The following is a 21,526-nucleotide window of genomic DNA, read 5'->3' as shown; positions in this document are numbered from 1 at the left end:
AGCCATCAACGCAGAGCGCCCGGCCGGGTTCCCGGTTATGCGACGCTGCGGAACCAAGCCACGATTGGCGAGTTCAATCCTGCAATCGGGCCTGCAATCGGGCCTGCAATCGAAAGGGATAAAACGGTGCCCAGTGCGTTTTGGAAAGGCTATCTCAAACTCTCGCTCGTCACCTGTGCAGTTGAACTGCGACCGGCCACCAGTGACAGCGAACGCGTGCGCTTTCACACGCTCAACGAGAAGACCGGAAATCGGGTGATCAGTCGTTACGTCGATCAGCAGAGCCAGAAACCGGTGCGCGATCAGGACCAGGCGAAAGGTTTCGAGAAAGCGGAAGGTGGCTATATCATCCTGGAGGACGACGAGCTTGAAGCCGTCGCGCTGGACAGCACGCGAACCATCGATATCGACAGATTTGTCCCACGCGACACCATTGGCTGGATCTGGTATGACAAGCCACATTTTCTGACCCCCGCCGATAAGGTTGGCGCGGAAGCTTTTGCAGTTATTCGCGAGGCCATGGACAGCACCGGCGTCTCCGGTCTGGCGCGTCTTGTGATGTATCGCCGCGAGCGTGCCGTTCTGCTCGAGCCACGCGACAAGGGCATTGTGCTCTGGACACTGCGCTACGGCGACGAAGTGCGTGATGAGAAAGACTATTTCAGTGCGATCGAGGCGAACAAGCCCGAAAAGAAAATGCTGACCATGGTGCGCAGCCTCATCAAGAACAAGACGGAAGACTGGAACGAGCAACTGCTGACAGATCCCGTGCAGAAAAACCTCAAGCGGATGATCGCCGCCAAGAAAAAGAAAACGAAACCGCATGCCGCAAGCAAGCGCCAGGCCAATCCGTCAGGCGGGGGCAATGTCATTGATATCATGGAAGCGCTGCGCAGGAGTCTGGAAAAAGACCGCAAGAAATAGCTTTGGGCGCAGCCCTGTCGCAAGACGCGCAAACCCGATTGGCCATCCGTTGAAAAATGCATCGCTTTAACGCGATATGCACTCAGGAGATTGCCCGCTTTCGTCACCTGCCGCAATCCTCCCAACATGCCAGCTATCAGCTGGCGCTTGCGTGGTTAAAGCCGAAGAGCCCGTGACAATTGCCGGTTTCATGTCCATTTCCATCGCCATCAGCGACCGGATTGCCCTGCCGTGATTGCTGGTTCCGGGCACAGTGAAACCCGTCGCCTTGCTTATCCGGACACATGGCTTGGGGCCAATCAGCCGCATCCTAGACATGCCCGACCCCTGCCTGCACAGTTGGGCCCTGCACTGTTGAGCCCTGCAATTGACGGCGTATTTTCAAGCGGCGGCAGCTGCCGGCTGCAATTCTTTTGGTCACCATACTTAAGCGATTTAAATATTATTATTCCCTTTATTATATAGTCTTGAATTTAAAGCATGCAAACCTGCAATAACTTGCCATTTTCGAACGCCACTTCGAAAGATATAAGCGCGTTAATTGGTTCTTTAACAAAATCTTAACCATCCTCTATAATAATAGGCATTATAACCACTCTTTCTATGCGCTAATATTTATATTTCTACTGTCTAATATTGCATTGTCTATTTTCGTATCAGAGTCGGTCCGAGAACTTATTCATGTTGAACAAAGTCTTCGTAGCATGAGGTGAATTGATGCCAATTCGAGAAAGGCGAGTGCATTTCTCGACAGGTTCTCAAGATCCTTTGCCAGTCTTCGACATCTCCCCAGCCACGCAAATGTGGGCTCAACGACCTAGCGCCGTGGCAATATCTCGAAGCCCTTGGCAGTATCGGACCGTTTCACGATCTCGATGGTCAGGCCGGGCATGGCCTTCTTCTGACCCTTGGCAAAGACCGCCCCCCTGATAACCGCCATCAGCAAACAGCTGCTTCAAAAAAGGATAACCCCAAACAGCGTCTTCAGGACCAGCACGCCGCCGTCGCGCTCCTGGATGTCGGCCGGATGGACTAACGCATGCAGCAAAAGCCCTACCGTATCAACGAGGATATGACGCTTCTTGTCTTTGATCTTTTTCTCAGCATCATACCCGAACGGGTCGACACAACGCCCCCTTTTTCCGCGCCTTTGACGCTTTGGCTGTCGATGACCGCTGCAGTTGGACTGGCTTCGCGGCCCATGGCTTCCCCTACATTTCAGGTAGAGTTCCTCGTGAATGCGAGCAAGCGTGCCATCCCAATTCCAGAGATCGAAATAGCCAAACAACGTGCTACGGGGCGGCAGATCTTTCGGTACGGCGCGCCATTGGCAACCTGTCGACAGGATGTACATCAGGCCGTTGACAACCTCCCGCAACACAACCGTCCGTTTTCCCCCACCCCGCTTTCCCGCCGGGATCAACGGCTCGACAAGGGTCCATTCCTCATCCGTCAGGTCACTCGGACAACGCATTTGCTGCGATCATAGCGTCCGCGGCTCTCTGTCGTCCGCATTGAGCCTTCCTCACATGAAAAGATGCATTAAGGAATCACAACTCAGAGACAACTGCAAACCCTGTTGCAGCTAATTAATTCTGAATACAAATAAAGGGTCCGGACGGACACTCAGACCTGCGCGTAACAGTGCGTAGTGAAAAGTGGATTTCTCAGACATGCGACTGCGGTCAACCGGAACAATGCCCGCTGAGGCGATCATCTTAGAGGCTTGAATGTCAGCTCCCCTCCCGCGTCGCCGCACGCAGCTTTTGTGTTCTGCAGCCGTTGGTCTTGCAAGCCCGGTCGTGGCAAACCTGCCCGCGATGGCGCAGCCACAAATCACCTATACCGGCTCGGTGACACCCACACCACCGCCCGGGGCGACCGATTGGGACTTCTCTTCCAGTCAGACCCTCGTCGTTGGATTTCAGACTGCGGGCTCACTGAGCATCACAGGCGGTGCCAAAGGCACAGGTGATACGGTCCATGTGGGCGATCAGGGCTTCTTTGGCTCCGCTGATCTCTTGGTGGATGGAGCCGGCTCCAGCCTGCAGATCGCCGACCTCCGCATTGGCAACGAGAATAACAGCACTGGCACGGTGACGATCAGCAATGGTGGTGGGATCACCCTCAATTCAGTCGATCCGTTTTCTGTTACTGTTGGTAACTATTCAAACACCACTGCCGATGTGATTGTTTCCGGCGCTGGATCTTCGCTCACCGCCAATCAACGCATCATCATTGACGGCGACGGCACCGGCCATGTCACAATCTCCGGCCAGGGCTCAGCCTGGAATGGGCAGCATGGCATCTGGGTTGGACAATTCGGTAACGGCAGCGTGGACCTTTATGATGGCGGCACCATCAACGATAACACACTGGAAATAGCGTACAAAGCCGGAACCACGGGTATCGTCAAATTCGGCGGCGCCGCTGGGGCGCCAGCCAGGGCCGGCGGAGTCCTCAATGTCGCGACCATTGAATTCAATCGCGATGGCGGCGGCAGCAACGGAGTCCTAAACTTCAACACAACCGATACTGTTGCCGTCCACGCGGACATCAAGGGCGCAGGGACGATCAACCAGATCGCCGGAACGACGGTCTTCACTGGCAACGGCGATGATTTTACCGGCGTCACCAATATCACCGGGGGCGTGCTGCAGCTTGGCGATGGCGGCAACAGTGGCACCCTCGCTGGCAATATCAATACCGGAACCGATGCCGCCCATGCCGGCATGCTGGCTTTTAATCGTGCCGATAATGTCGAATTTTCAAACCCTGTCTCTGGCGCAGGTGCGGTCCGGCAGATGGGCACAGGCACGACCACGCTCGTGCAGGACAATAATTATGCCGGAGGCACCTGGATCATCGCAGGGACCTTGTCGGTGGCCTCCGACGCCAAGCGCGACCTTGCAACCGGCGCAGTCACATTGGATGGCGGCACGCTGCACGTGACCGGCAGTGCCGTTGGCAGCGCCGCGCGCAGTCTCACGCTCGGGAATCACGGCGGTGGCTTTGATATTGCTGAGACTTCCAACACAGTCACAGTGGCGCAAAGCCTGTCGGGAGCGGGTCAGCTGTGGAAACACGGTCAGGGCACTCTGGTGCTTTCGGGCGATAACAGCTTCTCCGGAGGCTTGCATTTTGAATGCCGGTACCGCAAAGGCCGGCATGACCGATCATGCCTTTGGTTCGGGCATTTTGAATGTCGAGGCTGGGGCAACCGCTGATCTTGATCAATTCAACACTTCAACCGGCGGCCTTGCAGGCGCGGGCAGCGTGGCGCTCAATGCCGCAACGCTGACGCTTGCGCAAGACAGCAACACCCTGTTCTCCGGCACCATCAATGGCAGCGGTGGCCTTGTCAAGGATGGCGAGCAGGCGGTTGTCGGCGGCGCCTTCGCCTATACATTGCAGCAAGGTGGCGCCCAGGACGGCTCACAGGGCGCCAATGACGGCAACTGGTATCTGGTCTGCCATGCGCCGGATCCGGATACACCGCCTGTCGATCCGACCTGTCAGGACACCAACAGCTGTCCACCACCACCCAGCACACGCTACAGTAACGGTGCACCGGTGTATGAAGGCTATGAGCAGAACATGATGGCGCTCAACAAGCTGCCAACATTGCAGCAGCGGGTTGGCAATCGCTATTTTGCAGGGACCATCGCTTCTGATGCCGCTGCGACTTCCGGTGTCGGCGCTGGTGCTGGTGCAGGCGCGGAGCAGCCGGGCATCTGGGCACGCGTTGAAGGCGCGCATAACCGACTTGAACCCTCCACCTCGACCGCGCGCATGAAACAGGACATCAACACGCTTGAGATGCAGGCCGGTGTCGACGGACAGTTCTATGAGAATGACCAGGGCCGTCTGCTTGTCGGCATCACCGGCCAATATGGTCATGCCAAAGGCGATGTCTCCTCCATGCATGGCGATGGAACCATCACCACCGATGCATGGAGCTTCGGTGCCACCGCCACCTGATACGGCAATGACGGGTTCTATCTCGATGGTCAGGGCCAGGTGACATGGTTTGACAATGACCTTGTTTCCTCAACCGCCACTCAGTCGCTGGCCAATGGCCGCAAGGCGACCGGCCATGCGGTGAGCCTTGAAAGATGCAAGCAGATCCCTCTTGCAGGCAACTGGTCGCTGACCCCGCAGGCGCAGCTCTCCTGGTCGTCAATCAGTGCCAACAGCTTCCGTGATGCGTGGAATGCCCGGATTGGTGTCGATGATGGTGACAGCCTTGTCGGTCGCCTGGGACTCGCCGCCCAATATGCCACCGCCTGGAAAGATGATCAGGGCCGTGCAAGCCAGGCTTCGCTCTATGGCATTCCCAATCTCTATCAGGAGTTCTTAGGCGGAACCACGGACGATCCGTCGGGTGTTGATTTTAACACCGACAATGACCGGACCTGTGGTGGCATTGGTCTGGACGGTACCTATGCCTGGGCCGACAGCAAATATGCGCTTTATGGCGAAGGCTCGGTCAATACAGGCCTCACCCACTTTGCCGACAGCTACAGCCCCAGGGCCAATGTTGGCTTCAAGGTGAACTGGTAACGTCGCACCTCAATGAAGAAAAAGAGCGGTTACGAACGCCCTTTTTCCATGAGCTGCGGATTTCTCCACAGTGTCAGCTCTGCGCTATTGGCACACTCATGAACGCGAAGCCGCCGCAACTGTCGTTTTGTTGTGGTTATCGGTCGTCATCATCCGCTCTCACTCTGATCAGCTTCTGATCAGCTCAAGCAAAGCTTAAGTTTCACCGCGAAATCACACGATTGGCGAAAGAAGAAGAAAGCAGCTGATCGTTGCAGCAAGCGGGTTTCAATTCTTTAGCTCGCCTTTTTGGCCCCACCCTGCTTCGCGGGCGTTTTCTTGGCAGCCGGTTTTCGGCCAACCGATTTCTTTTTCCCACCTGCTCCTTCAGCGCTCTTACGCAGCGCTTCCTTGAGATCAATGACCTGCGCGGATTTCGCTGGCGCCGGTTTCTTGAACGGTTTGCCTGCAATTTTAGCCTTAATCAGATCGGCCAGCGCCGTATCATAATGGTCATCAAAACCGGCCGGATCAAAACTGCCCATCTTGGTATCGATAATATGCCTGGCGAGATCGAGCATTTCCTTGTCGAACTTGAAACTGCCAATGTCTGAAAACGCTTCCTTGGTCGAGCGCACCTCGTAGTCGAAATTCAGCGTGGTCGCGAGAAGCCCCTCACCATATGCGCGGATCAGCAGTTTGCGAGCGCGCCGAAACAACACCGCCTCGGCAATCGCCCCAACTTTTTGCAGTTGCATCGCCTCGCGTAGCAAGTTGTAGGCTTGCTGATTGTCGTCATTCGGCGCCAGGTAATAAGGCCGGTCAAGATAAACATCATCAATCGCGTCGCAGGCAATAAAGCACAGCACATTAAGCGTCTTGTCGCTTTCAGGCACAGCCGCAGCGATTTCGTCGTCGTTAAAACTGACATAGGTCCCCGAGGCGATCTCATATCCCTTGACCTGATCCTCGCGGTCGACCGGTTTGCCGGTGTCGCTGTCGACAAATTCGCGACTGAGCCGATTGCCCGTCTTCCGATTGATCAGATGGAAGGAAATCCGGTCCGATGTTGACGCCGCCGTGTAAAGCGCGACCGGACACAGCAGTTCGTCGACCTTGATCTGCCCCTTCCAGTTTGCGCGCGGTGCCATTGTTACGCTCCATCCTCGTGCGAACTCGCCCTGCCGATCCTTTTCAAAATTTTCTCAAAGGCAAATCCAAAGCCCAGCAACAAGGGGAGACCCACCAACACGATCCAGAAAAATAACCATCCCATCGATTTTCCTCCCTCCTGCTGTAACCATTTCGATCAGGCAACAGCATTGATATGCTGCGCCCGTTTCCATGCTGAACAACCCATCCTGTTGAAAATGGTTCCCTGTCGCTGCAAACCATTCAACGCCCCTCTATTGCGGATATCGACTGCGGATCAAGATGCCCACCGACAGTCGACATCTCTCTGCCGCAGACACCATTGAACCCGGTGTCGCGGAAACCATGTCTTTTTAGAGAGTTCCCCTATTGCAGTTGGCGCCACCCTGCGCGCTTTTCACATTCTGCATCAACCCAATCTCGGGATGTCTCCATCGTAGTCGATCATTCTTCTCAACAAGCCTGCGAGCGGCGTCAAGCATTTCACCTATCTCCGCGCGAAACAATGCAAGGGAACCAAGGCGTTCGCTGTTCGTTATGAGAAAATTCGCGGTGCATGGAGGCTTTGATGAGAAACGTCGACAGGAAAGATCGTTTGATCCTGGCACTCGCAGCGCTGCTGCGGGCTGAGCGCGAAACCCGTGGCGCCCTGGAATCAGCCCTTCAAAACGAAACTGTGAGCATCGAGACACTGCGCGCCATCCTCTCCGATCCGGTCCCGGTGATCACGGAAGACGACATCTCATTTGCCGAGGATTTCGCCCGCTCAAGACATCTTCCACCGTTTCACCTTACGAACAACCCTCTCAGCGCAGCGAAGCGAACGTCCTGACGGTCAAGCCTATCCCTCTTTGCTTTCCAACGGGCGGAAACACTGTTGTCGTTTTCTGAAAAAACGCTAATCTTCCGTCATCTCCTGTTTGAGATTGTTTTGGAATTTCTCGCCGGAGCGGACTGTGAGCGATAACAAATTTATGCAGGATCGAGTTGCACCATTGATCTCCACCACGCATGCGGCAAGCGCAACTGCTCCCAACGCATTGGCGGACATCCCTGACTGTCGTCGCCTGCTTGGGACAATGGACTGGCCCACAAGTCCCCTTGGCCCGTTGGATAGCTGGCCGCCTGCCCTGCGTTGCGCATTGGATCTCGCCCTTCCCTCCGACGCGCAGATTGTCATTTTCTGGGGTCCCCAGTTTATCGCGCTTTATAATGATGCCTATCGTCCAACCATCGGTCACAAACATCCCGCAGCCTTCGGTCGACCGGCCCAGGAGAACTGGTCGGAATTGTGGGATGATCTGAAACCATTGCTTGAAACCGTGCTTGAAACAGGTCAGACCGTTTCCGCGCAGAACCGCCCTTTTCGCATCGAGCGCTTCGGCTATCCCGAAACCGTTTATTTCGATATTTCCTATTCTCCGATCAGCGTTTCTGACAATGGTGCCTTGGGCGTGCTTTGCATCGTCAATGAAACCACATCGCGCGTCATCGCGCAGCGCAAGCTCACCGAAAACCAGCAGCGACTGGAGCTCCTCTTCTCTCAAACGGATGCCGGAATAGCCCTGAGCGAGCGCACGGGCAGGCTGATTAAGGTCAATCCTCGGCTCTGTGCGCTTTCCAGCCATCGTGAGGAAATCCTGCTGGCTGGCGGGCTGGATGCCGTGCTTGAACCCGCTGATCGGGAAGCTTACCGGACTTCACTCAAAGCGCTGTTCACCAACGGAGAAAGCTTTCTTCATCGATTCAGCCTGCTCGGCGCCAATGGTCGCCACACGCCTGTCAGTTGTGCGGCAAGCCCGGTGCGCAACGACACCGGCCTTATAACCCATGCTGTCTGGACGATTATCGACATCACGGAACAATTGCGCGCGCAGGAACTGGAAAGTCAGCTGGCGGCAATCGTTTCTTCTTCCCATGACGCAATTCTGAGCACTGATCTCGAAATGCGCATTCTGAGCTGGAATCACGGCGCGGAACGTCTTTATGGCTACAGCACTGACGAGGCTATCGGGCGCAAAGTCACTATGCTGCTCCCATCCGACAGGATGACCGAAGAGGTAGAGATCATTGAAAAAATCTCGCGCGGTCTCGCCGTCGCACCCCATGAAACAGTGCGGCTGCACAAGAACGGCGCGCGACTGGATGTTCAGTTGACGGTATCGCCGGTCCGGGATGGCAATGGACGCATCATTGGTGCGTCCAAAAGCGCCCATGATATCAGCGACCGAAAAAAGTCAGAACAGTTGCAGCAGGCAATTCTGGGCGAGATGAAGCATCGTATCAAGAATGTCCTGGCCACCGTCCAGGCTTTGGCACGCCAGACCTTTCGCAATCCCAGTCATAAAAGCGCCTATCAAACCTTTGAAGCCCGACTAGGCGCCATGGCCCGAACCCACGATCTTCTCACCGCCGATGTCTGGCAGGCGACAGAACTCGACAAACTGGTGGAGGAGGCGCTGTTACCATTCGGTCTTTCCAATTTTGCGATCAATGGTCCGAAGATCGACGTTTCTTCACGCGCTGCCATGGCCTTTTCTCTCGGCCTGCATGAATTGGCGACCAATGCGTCGAAATATGGTGCGCTTTCAGTGCCGGGTGGCTCTGTCGACGTCACCTGGGCCTGCGATCCAGCATCGCAGCAACTCAATTTTGTCTGGAGAGAAAAAGACGGTCCCAGCGTCTCCGCTCCCAAAAGCAGAGGCTTTGGCAGCAAACTCATCGAGGGCGTCCTCGCAGGAGAAATCAGTGGTAACGTTGAGCTGAATTTTCACCCCGACGGCTTGCACTGTCAGCTGAGCACCAAGATCGCTCATCTCAGGCAATAAATCTAAACGCCCAATTTGGAATCTTCGGCCGCGCGTTCAGCTGCTTATCTGCCGATAGCCGCATCTCGCCTCGACCGCCAAAGCGTTAGGCGCGCTGACGACGACCGCACCGCATCATCCGCAAGGCCCACCTCCGGGCCTCCGATATTTCTTCAGAAATTTAACCCGAGGCATGAAACAAAGCTGCCTCCTGGAGGTTCGGTCAATATGCGCAAGCAACAGGCATCGCTTAACCACGCGCAATTTAATGGAGGAGCCGGAAAATGGCCAAAGCAAAGCAACGTAATCTTGATGATCTGTTTTATGACACTTTGAAAGATATCTACTATGCCGAACGCAAGATCCTCAAAGCGCTTCCAAAAATGGCGCGCGCCGCAAATGATGACAAGCTGAAAGCGGCGTTCGAAACCCACCGGGAACAAACTGAAACCCATGTCGAGCGCCTGCAGCAATGTTTCGAACTGCTCGGCAAGCGCGCGCAGGGCAAAACCTGTGACGCCATCGAAGGCATCATCGCGGAAGGCGAAGAAATCATGGAGGAGTTTTCCGACAGCCCAGCGCTTGACGCGGGTTTGATCTCGGCTGCCCAGGCGGTCGAGCATTACGAGATCACCCGTTATGGCACACTCAAACGCTGGGCTGAAACCCTAGGCCATAAGGATGTCGCCAAGCTTCTCGATGCAACCTTGCAGGAAGAAGGTCAGACGGACAAGGATCTGACCTCGCTCGCCGAAACTTCGGCAAACGTCACCGCTCAGGCCGCCTGACCTCATCAGGCTGATTCTAAATGCTTGCCCGGGCGCGAGAGCGTCCGGGCCGACCAAGATCATCCGATCAGCGCGTTGCTAATCCCGGAAATTGCTCGCGCTCCTCGCACGCAAACGGACCAGGAAAGCAGACCAAAAGAGATTGACCGACGCATATTTTTCAAAGGAAGGCGCAATGGCTTGTGTGAGTGGACTTTTTGACAGCTTTGATGAAGCCTATGATGCGATGTCAGCCTTACGGGAAGCCGGAATAGAAGCAGAGCATGTGAGCCTAATCACCAACAATGTGGTCTTGCAGGGAGTCCAGCAAGCCAGGATTTGCGGGGCCCCGCAATCGGTTGAATGCCTGAACGATGCCGCAGCGCAACCGTCCCCGCACGACAGTCACACCCTTGACGCCTTGGGGATCATGTCGCTGCCGGGAATCGGTGAGGTGGCTGTGATTGGTTGGGTCACCGCCTCTCTTGTTGGCGTGGCGGGATCCGCGCGCAATGCTTCCGAACTCACAAGCATCGTTAACACCCTGCCACAACATGACATTTCCGAACGCATGGCTGATACATACAGCGAAGCACTGCGTCGCGGCAGTACGCTGTTGCTCACGCGTTGTGATGAAGCGGAGGTCAATAAGGTGGAAGCACTGCTCGATGAATGGGGCAGTGTGAAGATCGACGAGCGCCGCGATCTCTATGTGGCGGAGGGTTGGATAGCATTTGATCGTACAATGCCGCCTTTGACCTTTGAAGAGATCGAAAGGGATCGCCGTGCCAGAGGGCTCGAACGATGAAAAAGATTGACCCGATCAAGGCACGTCAAGGGTCTAAAGGCCGTCCGGTGCTGCTCGTTCTTGTGATGAGCCTTGTTCTCGCTCTCCTTGTCTGGGCTGCGTTCGAATTCTACGGGCAGATGCGTCCCGGACGTGGCTTTATGGACGATGACGCCAAGCTGCCGGCTTCCTCTCCTTCGCAAACGCCGCCCTCGGCCACCGGCCGTCAATAAGCCCGCTATTCTGTGATGCCTGTCCTTGTTTGCCAAGGTTTCCCGTCGCCTTAGCGACGCAGATCCTCAATCCGCCTATGCTCCCGCGATGTCCCGTCAATATTGACGCGGCGGCTGATGTCGGCCGCGCCGAACCGGACCAGCCAGATGCTCCAACGGCTTGCCTTCTTTGCACGGCACGCTTGGAGGCTAGCCGTCTTGACAGCATGTCAGACACATCGATCACCGGCTGCTGTCCAAACTCGCGGAAAGCCAATCGTGAACGATGTTACAACGGCAATTTCGGAACATCCAGTGTTTCGCAGGGTTAGACCCTCGTCACGCGCGACAAAACATCATCCTACAACATGAAATTGGGAAGGAAAAAACAATGGCACAGAATCATAGCCAGGGCGGCAGCCACGAACAGCACGTCAAGGCCGGCCAGCAGAGCCACAAAAACACCGGCAAGCAGGCCAGCAACCGTGACGATAATAAAGAGAACCCATCGTCCTCGCGTGGCGGCACACATGAGCAGCATGTGAAGGCCGGGCAACAAAGCCATAAAAATTCATAGACTCGAAAGGGCAGCTTCGGCTGCCCGCACCGGGCTGTGCCCGGAAAGGCTGGAGCAATGTCTTGCAGAACCCCCGAAAAGAGCACAACCGACTGTGTGCTTGAACCCGACCAACTCGTTGCCATGATCCCCGCATTGAGGACATTCGCGCGCAAATTCTACAATCAAAGAGAAGACGTCGACGATCTCGTTCAGGAAACGCTCGTCAAGGCGATCGCCAACCGCGCGAAATACGTACCCTATGCGCCGCTCAAATCATGGTTGTTTACCATCATGCGCAATACATTCTGTACCCGTATTCGGATCCAAACCCGCGAAGCGCCCGGGATCCTGGATTGTGTTTCCCAGGATATGGTGGTCAAAGCGTCCCAGGAATACGCGCTCGAAGCGCATGAGGTTCAACTGGCGCTTGAAACCTTGCCGGTTAAATATAAACGGGTGCTTGCCCTGGTGGTCTTTGAAGGCAAGTCCTATCAACGGGCAGCCGAACTCTGTGACTGCTCGGTCGGTACCGTGAAAAGCCGCCTGCATCGTGCCCGCTACAAACTTCACACGATCGTCGACGGTCACCGCTAAAAAACATCCACCGAGTAAAATCTGTTCACGCGCATGACTTGTAATTTTCATCCAATCATGGCGAACTCGCTGTAATGGTTCATTCAAAGCTTGGCACGCCGCATTTGTTTCGCGGCAAGAAAATACTAATTTTTGAGGATGGCTTCCTCCTGACCGAGGACGCGAAAACCAAGCTTGTGGGGCTTGGAGCCTCAATCCTCGGACCCGTCAGCACCCCGGAAACCAGCCTCACTGTGCTAGCAAGCGAAACAGTCGATGCGGTCATACTGGATGTTGCAATCGAACCCGAAGCAGTTCTGCCGGTTATAGCGGCGCTGGAAACCTATTGCATTCCCTTCATCTTCGCGCTCGCTGCCCATCCAGGCCTTGATGGGCAGCGCTTCGCAGGTTTTGTGCTCAGTGCCACGGATGACGATCTTGCGACCATCGCCACCGCATTGTTCGGTCAATCCGACCTGGTCCACTGACCAATGCGATCAGCAGGGTGCAACCATGCATTGCTACATGGCCTCTGTGAATCTGCGGCTTGCTCGAGCGCTTGTCTTTAATTTCTAAAAACATCACCACGATGCTACGGCGCAGGGACCAGTTTGTCTGCTATCGTACAGAAAAACCACGCCGGATCAGGGTGTTATAGATTGTTCCCCGTCAAACAGACTCGTGGGGGCAATGCGGTGCGGAGCGCGTTCCATGCCCAAAAGTAGGATACATGGACGGCGTCAGACAATTGCAGAACCGAATACTCAACAGCCTGCCCCCCGATATATTTTGCGAGATTTTTACGTCCCTTGAGCCAGTGACCCTGGAGCGCGGCCAGGTCATCGTCGCAGCAGACCAACCGATCGATTATCTCTATTTTCTTTGTAGTGGCATTGGTTCTGTCATTATAGTGCCCGCAAGCGGAAAACTTGCTGAAGCCGGCATGCTCGGTCGCGAAGGGTTTGGCCCAACCTCGCTTGCAGTCGGGACTCAGAAAAGCATCCATCAGATTGTGATGCAGGTCGGAGGACACGGCCACCGGATCGATGCGCGCGCCGCTCGCAGCCACATTAAACGCCATAGCCTGTTTGCCAATCTGCTGGCGCGTTACCTTCAGAGTTTTTCCTCGCAGGTCTCCTACACCGTCTGGGCCAATGTCAATTTAAATATTCATGAGCGCCTTGCCCGCTGGCTTCTGATGACCCACGACCGCACTGACGGTGACGAGATTATCCTCACCCATGATTTTATCGCCTTGATGCTCGGCGTCAGGCGACCCAGCATCACCACCAGCCTGCATATGCTTGAGGGAAAGAAACTGGTTCGCTCCGAGCGAGGACGGATCACCATTCGTGACAGAAAAGGATTGGAGGAATTTGCCGGTGAAGCCTATGGCAAGCCGGAGGAGGAATATCATGAACTCTTCGGCACAAAGCTCTGACATCCCAAACAAAGCTTTTCCATTTCGGGGCGCACGAACAAATGGAACCGGAAACACATTCCGCTTGTGCAAGCCTTCGTTGCTCCAAAAGAGAAGTGACATCGTTTCCCCAGGGCTCCGCCAAACCTACGGCGTTGCCTGAGGAACGCGGTTTGTCTTCGCCCAGGCCAGCCTGACGGCTGAAAAAACGCACAGCCCTTCATCGGCGTCATTTCCATCCACGCAGAGCTGAGGCCGAGAAATCTTAAGCCGGGCAATGATTGGCGTGCTTTCCATCTCCATGCCTTATCGGCCGTCGCCTGCGAAGAATAACCGATCCCGCGTGGATCCGCAGCGTGCTTATGCGGGTTGGACGCTGGCTTTCGTATTCAGATCCTGCATCAGCCGGCGATATTCCTGTTCCGCCCAACCATAGGCTCCGCCGGCATAGGCCTCGAGCGCTTTGCGGTCCCAGATCACGATATTGTTGCGCAAGGAGCGGATCAATCCCAGTCCCTCAAGCACATGAAGCGAAGTCGTGACGCTTGGCCGGCGCACGGCAAGCATGATGGAGAGAAACTCATGGGTCAACGCGATTTCCGAGCCTGAAATGCGGTCATCACACATCAACAACCAGCGCGCCAGGCGCTGATTGATCTCGTGGACGGCGTTGGTCACCGCTGTCGAAGCGAGTTGCACCGAAAAGGCTTCAATCGCCCGGATCATCACCCGAGAAAAGCTGCGGCTCGTCTCCATGCGTTCACGAAACCGATCATAGGTCACCGCATAGCCCTGTCCCGCTACCTGCATGATGACATCATAGGAGCTGGTCTCAACACCGGCCACCGCTGAGGTCGGCACATATCCATCAAATCCAAACAGCCCGGCTTCCGCCCGGTGCCCTTCGCGCGTGGTGACGATCACCGAGCCAATTCCAGCCGTTAAAAAATAAACAGCCTCTATCTCCTTGCCGGCCTGCGCCAAAATGTGCCCGCGCGGAAGTTCAAGAAAGCGCGCATGACCGGCAATCGCGTCGTAATCAGCTTGCGAAAGGAGCGAAAGAAGCTGGTTTTCCATATTCTGCAGCTGCGGGAATGTCATTTCAACTTGCCTTGTTTTGCCGCCCTCAACCCAAAACAAGCCAGGCAGGCTTTTGTTCCGCCTGGCAACCTCATCGCTTAGAGCGGTAAGCAAGGCCTTTGTACGCTATCGGACAAAAAAAACGGGGTGCTTTATCCGCTATACTGGATTTCTGCCCACCAACGGGTGGCTGATAACAGCGAGGAATTTGCCGTGCCCCTTTTTAACGAAGCGAGCAGAATCTACGCGCCCGATGAAATCGACTTCATGCGAAACTGCGTTGCACTTGCTTCCCTCAAACTATCCGGTCCGCAACTCGACGAAGCCGTTCTGGCCGAGCAGGTGTTGCGGCTTTACGAAAGTGGCCTGCGGGATTCATCAGTAGTCTGCGATCTGGCGATCCGCTTGATCAGTCCAGCGCAACAGTCTCAAGACGTTTTCGCCGCCAATGGCAATGCTGCGCAGGAACCAGACATGCTTCCCGAATAAACACCCGTTACGACGTTGAATTCAGATCCAACTCCAATTGCATGCGGGCGCGACACAGCCTGCTTTTTATCGTGCCAATAGTACAGCCGCTCTGGGTGGCGGCATGTTGATAGCTCAGACCATTGAAGACAACCATTTCGATGACGTTGCGGTGGCTCTCCGAGAGTTTGGTGTAAGCGCGCCCAACGTCCTGGAGTTCAATCGCCATTTCCTGCGGCGCGTTGATGACCGGCCCCCCTTCATCGCCCAAAGCTGTTTCCCGACGCGCGCGCTTGAACCGGCTGCAAAAGCTATTTTTCATGATCGTGAACAACCAGGATTTCAGCGAGCCATAGGGCTGGTATTTTTCCCGGTTTTTCAGGGCCTTGACCAAAGTCTCCTGAACAAGATCTTCTGCATCGGCAGATTGGCGGCATAAGGACCGCGCGAACTGCGTCAGTGCCGGTAGCAGCTGCATCAACTCATCTTCGAAATTTGGCTGCGATAACATCATCTCTCTCCTGTCCGCCATTGATTTAAGGCCCGACCGGGGCTTTGGTTCCGAGAGACGGTCCAACCGTACGATATCGTACAGGGAAGATCTCAGCTGCGGTTGCTCTGTGGCTGTTGGGTTCACGACCGGGAACGGCTGCTGGCCGTAAAAAGCGGGAACGAAAACAGAATGGCGGAGTTTGGTGGGTAAACCGGCAACCAACTCCGCGCGAAAATGGCGGATGATTGGAGCCGGCCGCACAATTGAAAAGAAAGCGCGAGATCAAAATGCTGCCTGAAACCGGGATCACCAAAGGGAACCTCCGTGCTGGGAGCATGCATCTTTGCGTCGACATGCAAAAATTGTTCGGCCCCGGAGCGCCGTGGCATGTGCCCTGGGCGGAGGCGGTTCTTCCCAACATTGTCAGTCTTTGCGGGATCTGCGCCGAGCGGACCGTCTTCACGCGCTTTATTCCGCCACACTCTCCAGACGACGCCGTCGGCGCCTGGAAACGCTATTACCGCAAATGGCAGAGCGTGACGCTCGAATTTCTGGACCGTGATCTGCTCAATCTTGTTGATCCCTTACAACGCTTTGTCCCGCCGGCCACTCTTCTGGACAAGGGCGTCTACTCTCCCTGGACGCAAGGTCTGCTCCAGAAATTCCTCTATAAAAAACGTGTCCACACCTTGATCGTCAGTGGTGCGGAAACCGATCTCTGCGTACTTGCGACCCTTCTTGGAGCCGTGGATCGCGGCTATCGCGTCATTCTGGTGACGGATGCGGTCTGCAGTAGCTCCGATGCAAGTCACGACGCAATCCTCGCACTCTGCCATCATAGGCTGGCGGAACAATTGGAGCTTGCGACAACGCAGGAGCTGGCCGATGCATGGTAACAACCCCAAGAAAAGGATCACGGCCCCTGCAATGGTGTCCGTGTCTGTCATCAGCCGGGGCGCCCACAAGCTTTTGCTCACCTCCTGTGAAGAAGTGGAGCTGGCGCCGGCCCGCGTTGGTCAAAGCTCTTCCCCGATATGGCTATCGCTTATCGTAACCGCTCATGCATGAAACGGCACCGCGGCTCCAGCGGGCGCAGCGCGACGTTCACGAGAGCCGCGATAAAAGCGATTTCGCATGTGCGACTACAGCGCAAGTTTTTCTGGATTGAAAGGGGGCGGGGGTACCTCCTCTGGCATCGGAACCTCGGGTGCTGGATCGGGACGATCAGGAATATCAGGTCCCAGCGGTTCGGGTAGACTGTCTGGCTGCTGCTCGGGCACGGTAGCCGGAGGGATATCCGGGATTTCCGGCGAATGCTCCGGCACTGGAACATCAGGCGTGGGCTCGGGCCGGTCAGGAATGTCAGGTCCCAGCGGTTCGGGAAGACTATCTGGCTGCTGCTCGGGCACGGTAGCCGGAGGAATGTCCGGGATTTCTGGCGACTGTCCGGGCTGCGGTAAATTGGACGGATTGCTATTGTCCTGCGGAAGCGGTTGTGTCGTCATGGTTTTCTCCTCAAAGCTCTCAAAACACCAACCCTTTGCCGGTTGCTTTGTTCCAAAGCGAAATTTCCACAGCGTCACCCATTCTGGCGGTTCGATCAATCACCGGTTTGGTGATTGCTGGCCTGCACTGGCTTGGATTCGGGCGAACCCTTCTGACGCAAATAAATCGATAAGAGAACCAGCGCGGCCGTCGACATAAATTCAGACTGCCAGTTTTGGAAAGATTCAAACCATAGGCCCGAATCCAGCAAGTAAGGCCAGAATGCCGCCAGAGCTGCGCCATGCTGTACCGCTTCTTCACGCGCTGCGCGAAAACTGGCTATTACGTGGAAAACAAAACTGCTAGCAAACAATGCAAAGAGAGCAATGCCCAGCGAATGGGCATAGAGAAACTCTATAGCAGGGTGGAATCGGCTGGCTGCGGGCGATGGTCTTTGCGATGAGGGCGCCCGATCCTGATCGGGATCTCTTGACTCCGCTGAACCACGCTGAAACAGCATCGCGGTCAGGACGACATAGACCCCCATCTGCAGGAATTCACTCTCCCAGTTTTCAAACAGAGCCGAAAGAAATTCCCCGCTCTTAAGGTACTCGAACAGCCCAAGCGGTGCCCGGTGATGACGCATGAGCGTTTCGTTTACATGGGAAAGTCCCGCAACAACCATACCCACCAGCGACAGAAGAAACAGCGCGATAAGAGCGATCGTTAGCCCATTATCTTTGAGAAAGCGGCGCATCGGCTGCGGCCGCTTACTGTCGTTGCGGCTCTTCAGACATTGAACCTGCGCCAGATTTTCTTCTGTCGGGATTTGGTCTCCGCCATCTGCTCGAACGGCGCCTGGCTCTATCTGGTCCCTCGCCTCAGCGAGACCGTCAGCAATGGATGACGGCAAGTTCGATCTTGTTTTCCTGGTCATTTTTGCAATCATCGGTCACTTCCTCCGCATTCCGAACTCGCCGGGTCGAAGCTTGTTCCAGATGTTTCGCTGATTGCCTTCCGCTCCCCTTCTTTGCCCCTCGGCCAATCTATCGAGAGGTGGCTTCATCAACAGCGACCTAATGGGTGACGGGGGAAAGGCCAGTGAGTTGCACGAAGGGACCCTTGAGATAGGCCTGCAAAGTTGTAAGTTGGCTCGCAGATCTGCCTGAATCCCTTAGAAAGTGCTGGATGAGCGCGTCTGATCCTTTCTCGAACCGACCTGGTGCGATTTCTGCAGTGGGGAAGCTCAGGGCAAAAAAATGCCGGGAGAGTTCTGTCCGGATGTGTCTCTCTTCCTGCGTGTCGGCGTCGAATTCCTGAAACGCAACGCGGTCCATCAACCCGGCTTCGAGCAATGCAAGACGCAGCTTAAAGCAATAGGGACAGCCCGCTTTCAGATAGATGACCGGCTTGAATCCGCAAGTTCCCGGGTGCGGAACATCACTCTGCCCGGACGAATCCTGAAGCGAAGGCGGCGGCTGTTGCACTGCCAAAGCCCCAGTGGCACCGCCGGTTTCTTCGTCGGCTGTAGGCAGTGTCGCTGCCCTGTCGGATGTCCTGTTACTATTCTGGCTTGCTGGGTTCTTCATCCTCTCATACTCCTGTCATTGGAAACACCCCAACAAGAAGGCGAAGACACTGTTCCCTCAATTTTGAGAACCACCGAAATTTTTGAATCCTTCTTGCATGGCGACCCGCCAACCCCATGGAGGAGAGCGGACAGTCACTCAGCAAAGCCTCGCTGCGACGAAACCCTCAACAATTCAAGGTTCAATATAGCTTACCACGCGCAGCTTCGGCGCGCGATTGCGCGGATCGTTCAAGAAAAACAGTGCGCCCGAGGACCGAGCTTGTGATGCCACATAATCGAAGATTGCGGTCGCCTGTTCCGCGCCCCCTTGCGGTTCGTCAATGGTTCCTACAACACGAACCTGGGCGGCGCTTGATCGCGACGAGTTGAAAACTGCAAAAGCGACCCGATACCCATTTTCGACCGCAGTATAGCCGGTCACTTCGACACGGAAATCGGCTTTGTCTGGCTGATATTGATAACTATGATACCCCAACCAGCAAAGCAGCGAGGCGATAAGCAAAGCGGATAGGCCACCCGCGAGCCACTCGCTCCAATGGACTTCAACGGTCGCTGCTTCATTGTTCTTCCTGTTAATTTGCTTGTTCATGTCGCTGCCTCACAAAACCAGGCGGGCGGATGCCGCCCCAATCGCTGTGGGAAACGACAGCACAATAATCGTTGTCACCATCTGGGCGAATGAGGTGTCATCCAGCCGTTCAAATGTCCATAATGTGTATGCACTGGTGGCAAATGCCAGCACATAGCCCGGCAGCGTGAACCGGACCAAAGAGCTCCACCACGGCGCGCCTTCCTGCACGCGATGCTCGCCTTTGAAATGAACGCTATAGACAAAGCCATGCATGATGATGATCGACACAAGCAGGATCAGCACGGCCTGGCCAGGCACAATCTTGTAGGCAATCAGGATCATTTCCTCGGTGGGGGCCACATTCAACCCCAGAAAAAGCGCTCCAACGATCATCATAAACAACTCATTGAAATAGCCGCTCTCTCCATCATATTCTCCATCCTCTTCGTCATCCTCTTCCGACCGCATGCCGAGTTGGCTGCGTCCCAGCAAGGCGCCGATACTGGCTGGAACGGCTTGCAGGGCAATCATCGCTATCATGTGGTGCAGCGGCAATTCACGGCTCAACAGGCCAAACAGCCAAAGGATCATTCCGCTCAACACAATACCAAGAGCGAAGGCGATAGCCGCGTCACGCAGCGTTTGTGACCAGGTCGACATGCGCTCAAACCCGATACGGTAAGCAAGCCCGATCAGCAACGGAATGTTCAACAGGCAAAGCAGCAGCAACCGCATCGGGTTGGCGTAAAGACCAAGCTCCCACATTTCCATCGTCATCAGCATCGGCAGCGCAAATAACAGAGCACCCCCTAGGCCACGCGCAATGCCTGTAAAAAAGTCAGGGTGGATATTGGCAGAAGGAATGGTTGACGTGGAACGCACAATTAATACCTCATCATCGCGACCAGACAGATCTGAAACTTCCACGCCTGCAACATGTTCCCAGTTGTTCCCTTCATATGCCGCCCATCAGGAATTCTTGGGCTCTGTGGAAGTTTTTTGGAACTTAACCTCCGGGCGTGAGTTCGGTAGGTGTAGACATTACATCAGTGGAGAAAAACCATGAAAATCAGCGTTTTAGCGCTTGCTGGCGCGTTCCTTGTCGCGCCGTCTTTTGCCTTTGCACAGGATAGTGGTGCCACTTCACCGGAAACCCCGGCAGTCTCGGCCCCGGACAGCAAAAATCCAGATGCACCGGTGAAGGGCGCCAATAGCTTCACCGAAGATCAGGCCAAGAGCCGCATTGAAGAAGCAGGGTACAAGGATGTCACCGCTTTGAAACTGCGGGACGATGGTATCTGGGAAGCCTCGGCAATGAAGGGCACTGAAAAGATGGAAGTGCAGCTTGATTACCAAGGTAACGTCACCAAGAAGGCGATGTAATCCCCACCCCCCGTCGTAATAACACCTTCATGAACCAGGGAGAAGAATATGCGAACTGTTACTGGACTTTTTGATAGCTATTCCGCAGCTCAGGACGCGGTTGCACGCCTGGAAAGCGCGGGCTTCCCTTCAGACGATATCTCGATTGTCTCCCACCACGATGACAGAGAAAGCAATGCCGGCTCCGGAGCGGGTGTGGGTGCTGGCATCGGTGCCGCTGTGGGCGGTGCGGGCGGGCTTCTCGCTGGCTTAGGCATCATGGCTATTCCTGGCGTCGGGCCCGTGGTTGCTGCCGGTTGGCTCGCAGCTACCCTGACCGGTGCCGTTGGCGGCGCCGTGGTTGGCGGTGTGGCGGGTGGACTGATTGGTGCCCTCACCGAAAGCGGCGTGTCGGAAGAGGATGCGCATGTTTATGCTGAAAGTGTGCGTCGTGGTGGCTCGCTTGTGACTGCGCGTGTCGCCGACGAGCGCTATGCGGAAGCTGACGCCATCCTGGCCGGGACCAACAGAGTGGATGTCGCGACGCGTCGCAAGCTTTATACCGAGGAAGGCTGGCAGCGTTTTGACGCCGATGCTGATCCTTACACGCCCGAGGAAGTCGAGCGCGAACGCCGTCGTTACCTGTAAATGAGAAAGCGGGCGAAAGCCCGCTTTTTTGCTATTTGGAAGAAACGAATTGAATTTCCATTTCTTCCTCATTCGCAAAGGAAGA

26 protein-coding genes and 1 pseudogene are annotated in these 21,526 nt (G+C 55.4%); 16 read left to right on the top strand and 11 right to left on the bottom strand.

Features of this window, described 5'->3' with window-relative positions; all coding sequences use genetic code 11:
- Positions 1-126 precede the first annotated feature (126 nt).
- Positions 127-924 (top strand): non-homologous end joining protein Ku, encoded by a 798-nt coding sequence (ku, locus tag CEV32_RS05200; RefSeq protein WP_094574872.1) that lies wholly within the window; start codon positions 127-129, stop codon positions 922-924.
- A 66-nt stretch (positions 925-990) separates the two neighbouring features.
- On the opposite strand, the gene CEV32_RS23355 is transcribed toward ku (CEV32_RS05200), so the two are convergent.
- The 3 genes from CEV32_RS23355 to CEV32_RS05195 form a co-directional block, all read right to left on the bottom strand.
- Positions 991-1,242 (bottom strand): hypothetical protein, encoded by a 252-nt coding sequence (locus tag CEV32_RS23355; RefSeq protein WP_143128792.1) that lies wholly within the window; start codon positions 1,240-1,242, stop codon positions 991-993.
- Positions 1,243-1,741: 499 nt separating this feature from the next.
- On the bottom strand, positions 1,742-1,864 hold the full coding sequence (locus CEV32_RS23970; RefSeq protein ID WP_268876667.1) for a hypothetical protein: 123 nt from the start codon (positions 1,862-1,864) through the stop codon (positions 1,742-1,744).
- A 15-nt stretch (positions 1,865-1,879) separates the two neighbouring features.
- Positions 1,880-2,398 (bottom strand): IS5 family transposase, encoded by a 519-nt coding sequence (locus CEV32_RS05195; RefSeq protein WP_235818723.1) that lies wholly within the window; start codon positions 2,396-2,398, stop codon positions 1,880-1,882.
- 256 nt (positions 2,399-2,654) lie between these two features.
- On the opposite strand from CEV32_RS05195, the gene CEV32_RS05190 reads away from it, so the two are divergent.
- Both CEV32_RS05190 and CEV32_RS05185 read left to right on the top strand, forming a co-directional pair.
- A complete protein-coding gene (locus CEV32_RS05190) occupies positions 2,655-4,151 on the top strand; it encodes an autotransporter-associated beta strand repeat-containing protein (protein ID WP_094574799.1) in 1,497 nt (498 codons plus the stop codon).
- Positions 4,093-5,487 (top strand): annotated as a pseudogene (locus CEV32_RS05185) (autotransporter family protein). The gene CEV32_RS05190 and the pseudogene CEV32_RS05185 overlap by 59 nt, the downstream one beginning before the upstream one ends.
- 275 nt (positions 5,488-5,762) lie before the next feature.
- Here CEV32_RS05185 and ku (CEV32_RS05180) read toward each other — a convergent pair.
- Positions 5,763-6,617: a non-homologous end joining protein Ku gene (ku, locus tag CEV32_RS05180; protein WP_094574797.1), complete on the bottom strand. Its 855-nt coding sequence runs from the start codon at positions 6,615-6,617 to the stop codon at positions 5,763-5,765.
- A gap of 569 nt (positions 6,618-7,186) precedes the next feature.
- Here ku (CEV32_RS05180) and CEV32_RS05175 point away from each other — a divergent pair.
- The 9 genes from CEV32_RS05175 (at position 7,187) to CEV32_RS05130 (ending at position 13,764) form a co-directional block, all read left to right on the top strand.
- Complete coding sequence (locus CEV32_RS05175) at positions 7,187-7,450, top strand: hypothetical protein (RefSeq protein WP_094574870.1); 264 nt, start codon at positions 7,187-7,189, stop codon at positions 7,448-7,450.
- A 124-nt stretch (positions 7,451-7,574) separates the two neighbouring features.
- Positions 7,575-9,446 (top strand): PAS domain-containing sensor histidine kinase, encoded by a 1,872-nt coding sequence (locus CEV32_RS05170; protein WP_235818722.1) that lies wholly within the window; start codon positions 7,575-7,577, stop codon positions 9,444-9,446.
- Between the two features lie 263 nt (positions 9,447-9,709).
- Positions 9,710-10,213, top strand: a complete 504-nt coding sequence (locus CEV32_RS05165) for a YciE/YciF ferroxidase family protein (protein ID WP_094574795.1) — start codon at positions 9,710-9,712, stop codon at positions 10,211-10,213.
- Positions 10,214-10,388: 175 nt separating this feature from the next.
- On the top strand, positions 10,389-11,000 hold the full coding sequence (locus CEV32_RS05160) for a hypothetical protein (protein WP_143128791.1): 612 nt from the start codon (positions 10,389-10,391) through the stop codon (positions 10,998-11,000).
- Entirely contained in the window at positions 10,997-11,212 is a 216-nt protein-coding gene (locus tag CEV32_RS05155; RefSeq protein ID WP_094574791.1) for a hypothetical protein, read from the top strand. The genes CEV32_RS05160 and CEV32_RS05155 overlap by 4 nt, the downstream gene beginning before the upstream one ends.
- A gap of 370 nt (positions 11,213-11,582) precedes the next feature.
- On the top strand, positions 11,583-11,768 hold the full coding sequence (locus tag CEV32_RS05145) for a hypothetical protein (RefSeq protein ID WP_094574787.1): 186 nt from the start codon (positions 11,583-11,585) through the stop codon (positions 11,766-11,768).
- A 57-nt stretch (positions 11,769-11,825) separates the two neighbouring features.
- Complete coding sequence (locus CEV32_RS05140; RefSeq protein ID WP_094574785.1) at positions 11,826-12,344, top strand: RNA polymerase sigma factor; 519 nt, start codon at positions 11,826-11,828, stop codon at positions 12,342-12,344.
- A gap of 74 nt (positions 12,345-12,418) precedes the next feature.
- On the top strand, positions 12,419-12,811 hold the full coding sequence (locus tag CEV32_RS05135; RefSeq protein WP_094574783.1) for a response regulator: 393 nt from the start codon (positions 12,419-12,421) through the stop codon (positions 12,809-12,811).
- A 242-nt stretch (positions 12,812-13,053) separates the two neighbouring features.
- The gene (locus tag CEV32_RS05130; protein WP_167382739.1) at positions 13,054-13,764 is read left to right on the top strand and encodes a Crp/Fnr family transcriptional regulator; all 711 of its coding nucleotides are present in this window, start codon (positions 13,054-13,056) and stop codon (positions 13,762-13,764) included.
- Between the two features lie 339 nt (positions 13,765-14,103).
- Here CEV32_RS05130 and CEV32_RS05125 read toward each other — a convergent pair whose 3' ends face one another.
- On the bottom strand, positions 14,104-14,844 hold the full coding sequence (locus tag CEV32_RS05125; RefSeq protein ID WP_094574864.1) for a Crp/Fnr family transcriptional regulator: 741 nt from the start codon (positions 14,842-14,844) through the stop codon (positions 14,104-14,106).
- Positions 14,845-15,036: 192 nt separating this feature from the next.
- Here CEV32_RS05125 and CEV32_RS05120 point away from each other — a divergent pair, with 192 nt between their 5' ends.
- Entirely contained in the window at positions 15,037-15,312 is a 276-nt protein-coding gene (locus CEV32_RS05120; RefSeq protein ID WP_143128790.1) for a hypothetical protein, read from the top strand.
- A 7-nt stretch (positions 15,313-15,319) separates the two neighbouring features.
- Here the strand turns inward: CEV32_RS05120 and CEV32_RS05115 are convergent, their stop codons facing one another.
- Positions 15,320-16,006 carry a sigma-70 family RNA polymerase sigma factor gene (locus CEV32_RS05115; RefSeq protein WP_235818721.1) on the bottom strand — a complete coding sequence of 229 codons (687 nt, stop codon included), beginning with the start codon at positions 16,004-16,006 and terminating at the stop codon, positions 15,320-15,322.
- Between the two features lie 65 nt (positions 16,007-16,071).
- Between CEV32_RS05115 and CEV32_RS05110 the strand changes: the two genes are divergently transcribed.
- Positions 16,072-16,680 carry a cysteine hydrolase family protein gene (locus CEV32_RS05110; RefSeq protein ID WP_094574777.1) on the top strand — a complete coding sequence of 203 codons (609 nt, stop codon included), beginning with the start codon at positions 16,072-16,074 and terminating at the stop codon, positions 16,678-16,680.
- 246 nt (positions 16,681-16,926) lie between these two features.
- Here CEV32_RS05110 and CEV32_RS05105 read toward each other — a convergent pair whose 3' ends face one another.
- The 5 genes from CEV32_RS05105 to CEV32_RS05085 all read right to left on the bottom strand — a co-directional run bounded on the left by CEV32_RS05105 (position 16,927) and on the right by CEV32_RS05085 (position 20,316).
- Positions 16,927-17,289, bottom strand: a complete 363-nt coding sequence (locus CEV32_RS05105) for a hypothetical protein (RefSeq protein ID WP_094574775.1) — start codon at positions 17,287-17,289, stop codon at positions 16,927-16,929.
- Positions 17,290-17,384: 95 nt separating this feature from the next.
- Positions 17,385-18,218: a DUF6766 family protein gene (locus CEV32_RS05100; RefSeq protein WP_374883444.1), complete on the bottom strand. Its 834-nt coding sequence runs from the start codon at positions 18,216-18,218 to the stop codon at positions 17,385-17,387.
- Between the two features lie 127 nt (positions 18,219-18,345).
- Complete coding sequence (locus tag CEV32_RS05095) at positions 18,346-18,858, bottom strand: thioredoxin domain-containing protein (protein WP_094574773.1); 513 nt, start codon at positions 18,856-18,858, stop codon at positions 18,346-18,348.
- Between the two features lie 174 nt (positions 18,859-19,032).
- Positions 19,033-19,449: a TIGR02588 family protein gene (locus tag CEV32_RS05090; protein WP_094574772.1), complete on the bottom strand. Its 417-nt coding sequence runs from the start codon at positions 19,447-19,449 to the stop codon at positions 19,033-19,035.
- Between the two features lie 9 nt (positions 19,450-19,458).
- Entirely contained in the window at positions 19,459-20,316 is an 858-nt protein-coding gene (locus CEV32_RS05085; protein ID WP_167382744.1) for a TIGR02587 family membrane protein, read from the bottom strand.
- A 177-nt stretch (positions 20,317-20,493) separates the two neighbouring features.
- Between CEV32_RS05085 and CEV32_RS05080 the strand changes: the two genes are divergently transcribed.
- Both CEV32_RS05080 and CEV32_RS05075 read left to right on the top strand, forming a co-directional pair.
- Positions 20,494-20,814, top strand: a complete 321-nt coding sequence (locus tag CEV32_RS05080) for a PepSY domain-containing protein (protein ID WP_094574768.1) — start codon at positions 20,494-20,496, stop codon at positions 20,812-20,814.
- Between the two features lie 48 nt (positions 20,815-20,862).
- Positions 20,863-21,441: a general stress protein gene (locus CEV32_RS05075; RefSeq protein WP_094574766.1), complete on the top strand. Its 579-nt coding sequence runs from the start codon at positions 20,863-20,865 to the stop codon at positions 21,439-21,441.
- The last annotated feature ends 85 nt before the right edge of the window (positions 21,442-21,526 follow it).

Origin of the sequence: Brucella rhizosphaerae, from assembly GCF_002252475.1 — a bacterium.
Classification (GTDB): Bacteria; Pseudomonadota; Alphaproteobacteria; order Rhizobiales; family Rhizobiaceae; genus Brucella; species Brucella rhizosphaerae.
The sequence above is the reverse complement of the archived record's forward strand: the minus strand, read 5'-3'. Positions and strand labels throughout refer to the sequence as shown.

Coding starts and splice junctions, on each gene's coding strand:
- CEV32_RS23355 (WP_143128792.1), bottom strand. CDS start 1,242: ATGTCTAGGATGCGGCTGATTGGCCCCAAGCCATGTGTCCGGATAAGC.
- CEV32_RS23970 (WP_268876667.1), bottom strand. CDS start 1,864: ATGGCGGTTATCAGGGGGGCGGTCTTTGCCAAGGGTCAGAAGAAGGCC.
- CEV32_RS05195 (WP_235818723.1), bottom strand. CDS start 2,398: ATGCGTTGTCCGAGTGACCTGACGGATGAGGAATGGACCCTTGTCGAG.
- CEV32_RS05190 (WP_094574799.1), top strand. CDS start 2,655: ATGTCAGCTCCCCTCCCGCGTCGCCGCACGCAGCTTTTGTGTTCTGCA.
- ku (WP_094574797.1), bottom strand. CDS start 6,617: ATGGCACCGCGCGCAAACTGGAAGGGGCAGATCAAGGTCGACGAACTG.
- CEV32_RS05175 (WP_094574870.1), top strand. CDS start 7,187: ATGAGAAACGTCGACAGGAAAGATCGTTTGATCCTGGCACTCGCAGCG.
- CEV32_RS05165 (WP_094574795.1), top strand. CDS start 9,710: ATGGCCAAAGCAAAGCAACGTAATCTTGATGATCTGTTTTATGACACT.
- CEV32_RS05160 (WP_143128791.1), top strand. CDS start 10,389: ATGGCTTGTGTGAGTGGACTTTTTGACAGCTTTGATGAAGCCTATGAT.
- CEV32_RS05155 (WP_094574791.1), top strand. CDS start 10,997: ATGAAAAAGATTGACCCGATCAAGGCACGTCAAGGGTCTAAAGGCCGT.
- CEV32_RS05145 (WP_094574787.1), top strand. CDS start 11,583: ATGGCACAGAATCATAGCCAGGGCGGCAGCCACGAACAGCACGTCAAG.
- CEV32_RS05140 (WP_094574785.1), top strand. CDS start 11,826: ATGTCTTGCAGAACCCCCGAAAAGAGCACAACCGACTGTGTGCTTGAA.
- CEV32_RS05135 (WP_094574783.1), top strand. CDS start 12,419: ATGGTTCATTCAAAGCTTGGCACGCCGCATTTGTTTCGCGGCAAGAAA.
- CEV32_RS05130 (WP_167382739.1), top strand. CDS start 13,054: ATGGACGGCGTCAGACAATTGCAGAACCGAATACTCAACAGCCTGCCC.
- CEV32_RS05125 (WP_094574864.1), bottom strand. CDS start 14,844: ATGACATTCCCGCAGCTGCAGAATATGGAAAACCAGCTTCTTTCGCTC.
- CEV32_RS05110 (WP_094574777.1), top strand. CDS start 16,072: ATGCTGCCTGAAACCGGGATCACCAAAGGGAACCTCCGTGCTGGGAGC.
- CEV32_RS05105 (WP_094574775.1), bottom strand. CDS start 17,289: ATGACGACACAACCGCTTCCGCAGGACAATAGCAATCCGTCCAATTTA.
- CEV32_RS05100 (WP_374883444.1), bottom strand. CDS start 18,218: ATGATTGCAAAAATGACCAGGAAAACAAGATCGAACTTGCCGTCATCC.
- CEV32_RS05095 (WP_094574773.1), bottom strand. CDS start 18,858: ATGAAGAACCCAGCAAGCCAGAATAGTAACAGGACATCCGACAGGGCA.
- CEV32_RS05090 (WP_094574772.1), bottom strand. CDS start 19,449: ATGAACAAGCAAATTAACAGGAAGAACAATGAAGCAGCGACCGTTGAA.
- CEV32_RS05080 (WP_094574768.1), top strand. CDS start 20,494: ATGAAAATCAGCGTTTTAGCGCTTGCTGGCGCGTTCCTTGTCGCGCCG.
- CEV32_RS05075 (WP_094574766.1), top strand. CDS start 20,863: ATGCGAACTGTTACTGGACTTTTTGATAGCTATTCCGCAGCTCAGGAC.